The organism is Elioraea rosea (assembly GCF_007644105.1).
GTDB lineage: Bacteria > Pseudomonadota > Alphaproteobacteria > Acetobacterales > Acetobacteraceae > Elioraea_A > Elioraea_A rosea.
Genome location: NZ_VFAC01000042.1, coordinates 22195 through 28194 on the forward strand (window position 1 = coordinate 22195; position 6000 = coordinate 28194).

The 6000-nt window shown below is 65.9% G+C and carries 5 protein-coding genes and 1 pseudogene; 4 read left to right on the top strand and 2 right to left on the bottom strand.

Annotation, left to right across the window (positions count from 1 at the left end; genetic code table 11):
- The first annotated feature begins 101 nt into the window (after positions 1 to 101).
- A complete protein-coding gene (gene glnK / locus FIF60_RS18445; RefSeq protein ID WP_144299757.1) occupies positions 102 to 440 on the top strand; it encodes a P-II family nitrogen regulator in 339 nt (112 codons plus the stop codon).
- Positions 441 to 495: 55 nt separating this feature from the next.
- Positions 496 to 1827 carry an ammonium transporter gene (locus FIF60_RS18450; protein WP_239451702.1) on the top strand — a complete coding sequence of 444 codons (1332 nt, stop codon included), beginning with the start codon at positions 496 to 498 and terminating at the stop codon, positions 1825 to 1827.
- Between the two features lie 356 nt (positions 1828 to 2183).
- Here FIF60_RS18450 and FIF60_RS18455 read toward each other — a convergent pair whose 3' ends face one another.
- Complete coding sequence (locus tag FIF60_RS18455; RefSeq protein WP_204251247.1) at positions 2184 to 2774, bottom strand: hypothetical protein; 591 nt, start codon at positions 2772 to 2774, stop codon at positions 2184 to 2186.
- An 809-nt stretch (positions 2775 to 3583) separates the two neighbouring features.
- On the opposite strand from FIF60_RS18455, the gene FIF60_RS18460 reads away from it, so the two are divergent.
- Both FIF60_RS18460 and FIF60_RS18465 read left to right on the top strand, forming a co-directional pair.
- Positions 3584 to 4798, top strand: a complete 1215-nt coding sequence (locus tag FIF60_RS18460; protein ID WP_144299759.1) for a C39 family peptidase — start codon at positions 3584 to 3586, stop codon at positions 4796 to 4798.
- A 7-nt stretch (positions 4799 to 4805) separates the two neighbouring features.
- Positions 4806 to 5309 carry a hypothetical protein gene (locus tag FIF60_RS18465; RefSeq protein ID WP_144299760.1) on the top strand — a complete coding sequence of 168 codons (504 nt, stop codon included), beginning with the start codon at positions 4806 to 4808 and terminating at the stop codon, positions 5307 to 5309.
- Positions 5310 to 5466: 157 nt separating this feature from the next.
- Here FIF60_RS18465 and FIF60_RS21750 read toward each other — a convergent pair.
- Positions 5467 to 6000: pseudogene (locus FIF60_RS21750) on the bottom strand (hypothetical protein); the annotation flags it as partial.

Consider the following 6000-nt stretch of genomic DNA (forward strand, 5'->3'; position numbering starts at 1 on the left):
GCCCCTCTGCCCACGCAATAGGCTCATCCCGCTGCCGCGGCACGGTTCTTGAAACCCCTGCCCCGTAATCGGTGCCGGGGAACGGCGGGAGAGGACGGCGCATGAAACTCATCATGGCGATCATCAAGCCCTTCAAGCTCGACGACGTGCGCGAGGCGCTCACGCCGCTCGGCGTGCAGGGGCTCACCGTGTCGGAGGTGAAGGGCTTCGGCCGGCAGAAGGGGCAGACCGAGATCTACCGCGGCGCGGAGTATCACGTGAACTTCCTGCCCAAGGTGAAGATCGAGGTCGTGGTGAACGACGACCTGGCCGACCAGGTGTGCGAGGCGATCTCCAAGTCGGCCCACACGGGCAAGATCGGCGACGGGAAGATCTTCGTTCTCGACATCGAGCGCGCCATCCGAATCCGCACCGGCGAGACCGATGCCGCGGCCGTCTGAGCGCGGCTTCGAACCGACACGCGACCGATCCGATCAGGAAGGGATCAGAGGGACGATGAAGAAGACAATGCTTGGGGGGGCGGCGCTGCTGCTTCCGCTCCTGCTCGCCGCGCCCGCCGCGGCGCAGGACGCGCCTGCGATCGACACCGGCGACACCGCCTGGATGCTGATCTCGACCGCGCTCGTGCTGATGATGATCATTCCGGGCGTTGCATTGTTCTACGCCGGCATGGTCCGGAAGAAGAACGTGCTGGCCACCATGATGCAGACCTTCACGGCCTGCGCCGTGATCAGCGTCGTCTGGATGGTGGCGGGCTACAGCCTGGCCTTCGGCGAGGGCGGCGCCTATGTGGGCGATCTCTCCCGCCTGTTCCTCTCGGGCGTCGGCACGAACTGGGACAAGCCCTTCAGCCTCGGCAGCGGTGACGGCGCCGTCGCCTTCACCATCCCCGAGAGCGTGTTCATCACCTTCCAGATGACCTTCGCGATCATCACCGCCGCGCTGATCACCGGCGCGGTGGCCGACCGGATGAAGTTCTCGGCGCTGATCGTGTTCCTCGTGCTCTGGTCGCTGATCGTGTACTCGCCGGTGGCGCACTGGGTGTGGCACCCGAACGGCTTCCTGTTCGGCGACGGCGTGCTCGACTTCGCGGGCGGCACGGTGGTGCACATCAATGCCGGCGTCGCGGGCCTCGTCGCCGCGATCGTTCTCGGCAAGCGCAAGGGCTACGGGGCCGAGAACATGGCGCCGTTCAACCTCGGCCTCGCCGTGATCGGCGCCTCGCTTCTCTGGGTCGGCTGGTTCGGCTTCAACGCGGGCTCGGCCGCCGGCGCGAACGGCCGCGCGGGCATGGCGATGCTGGTGACGCAGGTTGCCACCGCCGCCGCGGCGCTCGGCTGGATGTTCGCGGAGTGGATCAGCCGCGGCAAGCCGACGGTGCTCGGCATCATCTCCGGTGCGGTGGCGGGCCTCGTCGCCATCACCCCGGCGGCCGGCTTCGTTCTGCCTGGCTCTGCCATCATCATCGGCGTGGTGGCGGGCGTTGCCGCCTTCTGGGCGTCGACGAGCCTGAAGAAGATACTCGGCTATGACGACAGCCTCGACGTGTTCGGCGTGCACGGCGTTGCCGGCATCGTCGGTGCGCTTCTCGTCGGCGTGCTTGCCTACGGCTCGCTGTCGGCGACCGATGCGTCGCCCGAGGGCATCGTCGGCTCGGTGGGCCAGCTCATGCTGCAGATCAAGGGCGTGGTGATCACCATCGTCTACACGGGCGTGGTGAGCTTCGTGCTCCTCAAGATCCTCGACGCGACGATGGGCCTGCGCGTGACCGACGAGGAGGAGCAGCAGGGGCTGGACGAGTCCCTGCACGGCGAGCGCCTTGGGTAGAGCCCATCCATGAATTCTACTGCCCCAATGACTTCTTGGGCCGTCTGGCTTTGCTGCCTGCGCTTCCGGTGCTCACGGGCAGGAGCCCGCTGCGCGCCGGTTCTCGGAAGCTGCGCCATACGACTCACGGCAGCGAATTCCTGGACGGGCTCTAGCGGGTAGCAGACGTTCCGTCAGAGAGGCTTCACGCGCGGGCCGGAGACCACCCCGGTAACCGCGCGGGAGACGGGACGAGAGGGGCGGGGCCTGAGAGGGCTCCGCCTCTTTGGCGTTTCGGCCAGGTTATGGCGAAGGCGACGGCACAGATGGGGAAAGAGGCGGATCAGAACCTTATGCAACAGACTGTAAGCAACCGCTCAGATGGCGTCATCCACGGCAGAGGTCATTTCAACGGTAGGTGGTGGCGACAACACGGGAGTGCTTGGAGTTGACGGCAAGGGGCCAATAAGATCATTTGCGCCGATCTCAATCGCACGATCAAGTAGTGCGTTAAAGTATGCTTCAACTAATCCGGGTGTTTTTTTCTCGTAATGCCAACGAACAATATAGTGCGGGTTCAGAATGAGTATGTGACTTGTCGGCCCAGATTTTCCTGGCTTCACACTGATAAAGTTTAGTTCCCTTAATATGTTAACGCGGCCTAACCAAGTGTAGGTCGCGCGTTGCCCTGTAAAGCCTGCTGCATACGCCATTTCGTCTGGTTTGCTGATGTTCACCATCGAATTATCCCAGGTCGCACACCAGAGGCCAAGGTAGGTTGAAGACAGAGGTTTGCCGTTACTCAATCCGTCCATGATCTGCAAGACAAGAGGCATCGTTTTGGGTATCGTCGCAAAGCCCTTATTTGCCTTGCGATGCCACAGCCAGTCTTCAAAGCCCGGCCAAAGCAGGTCCCGCTGCGCAAGTTGCTTCTTTGCGATGGCGTTGCCCTCTCTAACAGACGTCATCACGTCATCCTCTGTAAGGGCCGGGTGTGGACCCCGGCGGGTTGCTGTTTAGCACCCAGCCATGGTGGAGGCGGCGAGGTGTGGTCGAGTTTGGACCCCGACCAGGGTGGGCTCGCATTGGACACTCGGGTTTGGACGCCGAAGCCCTCAACGATTCGTAATGTGGAGTAAAAAGGCCGTCTTTTCAATGATTTAGATATCTACTCAACTCATTTAAGTTGGCATATTCGTCAACTCAATGCTCGTCAACGGCAGTATTCCTTGCAACTCATACCTATGACATGTCAAGGTTGAAACGCTTGCTCGTTGAAAACGTCTTACATATCAATAGCTTGGATTGGCCGTGTCAGTACTCATTATGCTAATGTGCTCAGCGTGCTGGCCGTGCTCGCGGTGCTCACGGATGGTGTGGAAGGGAAGTTGATGTGCCCAAGTATCCCCCCTTCGGAATCTCGCCGACGCTTTCGCTGCCTGCCGACGACCAACCGTCAATCCTTTCCCTCGCCTCGGCTGCCCCGGGGAAGCCACTGGATGCACCGCTGTCGCTAGAGCGGTCAGGGGCATGGAGGTAACCGCTCCGACGCCTCCGCCTTGCGATCAATAGCAACCGGATCCAAAACTAGGCTTGCTCCACTGTCGTTTTCATTCTACACTCGCAACAATGGGGACGAGAACGTGATCCGCGGCCCCGCGCCGGGTCATCCCTCTTGGCCCCGCACGCTCCTGCCTCGCGCCCCGGAATACGCTCCCGCCCCGCAACGCGGCGCAGCGCCCCCGAACGGCCGCGCCGAACACCCGAGGAGTGAGCGATGACGATCCGCAGAGCCAAGCCCCGCGCCCTCGTCGAGCGCCCCCAGGCCCTTGCGCACGCACAGATGGCCGTGCGCCGCGCCTGGGCCGGCGGCATCGAGGACATGCAGCAGGGATGGACAGGCGTGTTCAACCCCGAGGCCATCATCATCCATGACCTGAACGGAGAACCGCTGTTCTACGAGTTCAGCGTGATGGAGGGGCGCACCGAGACAGGCCGCGTGAAGGCCGCCGCCTCGAAGCTCGTCGGCTCGCCCGTCGTCACCATCGAGCGCGGCCCCCGCAAGTGGGACCCCGCGAAGGCGACCAAGCTCGCCCTCGAGGCGGCGAAGAAGGCCTACCCGCGGCGAGAGGCCAAGGCGCAGGAATTCGTCTGCTACTGCTATCCCAAGATCGGCGTGCGCGTGGAACTCGCCGGCGAGAAGCCCAACAGCATCATCGTCGACGTGGCCGACGGCACGATCGTCCAGAGCTTCGGCGAGGAGGAGATCGAGGGGCAGACGGCCTACTCCTTCCTCGAATCCCGCACCGAGAGCGGGCTCGAGAAGAAGCTCCGCCGCTACGAGGAGCTCGACCGCGAGATCGAGGTCGCCAGGAAGCACAGCAAGGAGCTGTTCGCCGAAGGCTACACGGCGCGCGAGCTCGTCGCCGTGCGGTCGAAGCTGCTCCTCGTCTCCGATTACATCTTCGCCCTCTACTCCTCGCGCGTGCTGAAATACGGGCCGCGCTGCTCGCCGCATGACTGCTTCGCCCTCTACGCCCAGCAGACCAACGTCTACTGCGCGGTGGCGACGGGCCAGATGATCCTCGACTTCCACCGCCGCCCCTTCAGCCAGGACGCCATCGCCACCGCCATGGGCACGGGCGCGACAGGCACCAGCCAGGCCGGGCAGGACGCGGGCTACATCTCGCTGACCAATGGCTGCATGGATGCAGCGCACGACTTCTCCGCCAACTGGACGGAGGCGAAGTCGGAGATCGACGCCAACCGCCCGCTCAAGAGCGGCATTCCCGGCCACGCCCGCGCCGTCGCCGGCTGGAAGCAGCAGAACTTCTCCCTGATCGGCTCGACGCCCAAGCGCTGGCTCCAGGTGTATGACCCCTGGCCCTGGAACGCCGACATCTGTGCAGGCGGCGCGGTGTACTGGGAGGATTGGGACGCGGTGAACCACACCAACTGGTGCTTCGTGCGCAACCGCACCGATACGCATTGAGGCGGCGATGATCGGGCGCGACGAGGCACGGGCGGCGGCGGCGGATACCCTCTCCGCCCTGCTCGCCGCGCACGACCCCCTCTTCGCCCCCTGGCCCGAGCCTGAAGCGGGCGCGCCGGTGATGGTCGAGGACCTCTCCGGCGCCCCGTCCTACTGGCTCGTGCCGCTCGAGGCGAAGGGCCGCGCCATCGGTGCAGCGCGTGTCGATGAACGCGGCCATGTCATGACGATCGGCCTGATCTGCCGCACGCCCGACCGCATCGAGGCCTGCCCCCGCGTCGTCACGCTCTTGACGGCCGAGGAGGCGGAAGCCGCCGCGCGATCGGTGCTCGGGCCAGGCGAGACGGCATCGCCGCCCCGCTTCGTCCATGACGGCCCGCCAGGCCGCGAAGCCTGGCTGATCGAAACAAGTCGCGACGCCCGCCCCGCGCGCTGGATCACCGTCACCCCAGGCGGCGCCACCGCTCGCCCCGCCGGACAGAGGATCGGGGACGATCCGGGCTTGGAGTGATCTGGCGCCGCCTCAGAGGCCGCTTGAGAACGGCTGCCGTGAGTCGGCTGGCGCGGTTCCCGAGAACCGGAGCGGAGCGGCCTTGATGGGCGTGAGCACCGGAAGCGCGGGAAACCGATGCCAGACGGCCGCGGCAGTAGCATTATCGAGCGGCCTCTCAGAACTGGCCGCCGGTCTTGAAACCCCCGCCACTCATCCCGCCGTCCTGCATCCCGCCGCCGGATCGTCCGCCGCCGCCCCAGGACCCTCCGCCCATGCCATCGCCGAGCCCGCCGCCCCAGGCGCCGCCGCCTGCGCCGCCGCTCCACGTGTCGTGCCAGCCGCCGCCGCCGCGGTCGCGGCCAACCTTGTCCCAGAACCCGTCGCGCGAGAGCCCGCCGCGCAGCATCTCGCCGAGCAGCACGCCGAGCATCGCCCCGCCCATGCTTCCGCCGATGCCGCCTCCCGCGCCCCGGCCAGGCCTGCCCCAGGTGCCACCCATGCCGCCGGCACCCCACGGCCCGCCCATGCGCGCCTCGGTGCGCATGTCGCGCTGCACGGCCTGGAGCTCGGCGAGCCTCTGCCGCGCGGTCGCCGCCTGCGCGCGCGCCGCGGCAAGCGCACGCTCCACCGAGGCACGCCCGGCCGAGGCGATCTCGAGCCGCGCGACAATCGCGTCATCCTCCCGCGTCGGCGTCCGCGCCGCCTCGTC

Coding starts and splice junctions, on each gene's coding strand:
- FIF60_RS18465 (WP_144299760.1), top strand. CDS start 4,806: ATGATCGGGCGCGACGAGGCACGGGCGGCGGCGGCGGATACCCTCTCC.
- FIF60_RS18455 (WP_204251247.1), bottom strand. CDS start 2,774: ATGACGTCTGTTAGAGAGGGCAACGCCATCGCAAAGAAGCAACTTGCG.
- FIF60_RS18450 (WP_239451702.1), top strand. CDS start 496: ATGAAGAAGACAATGCTTGGGGGGGCGGCGCTGCTGCTTCCGCTCCTG.
- FIF60_RS18460 (WP_144299759.1), top strand. CDS start 3,584: ATGACGATCCGCAGAGCCAAGCCCCGCGCCCTCGTCGAGCGCCCCCAG.
- glnK (WP_144299757.1), top strand. CDS start 102: ATGAAACTCATCATGGCGATCATCAAGCCCTTCAAGCTCGACGACGTG.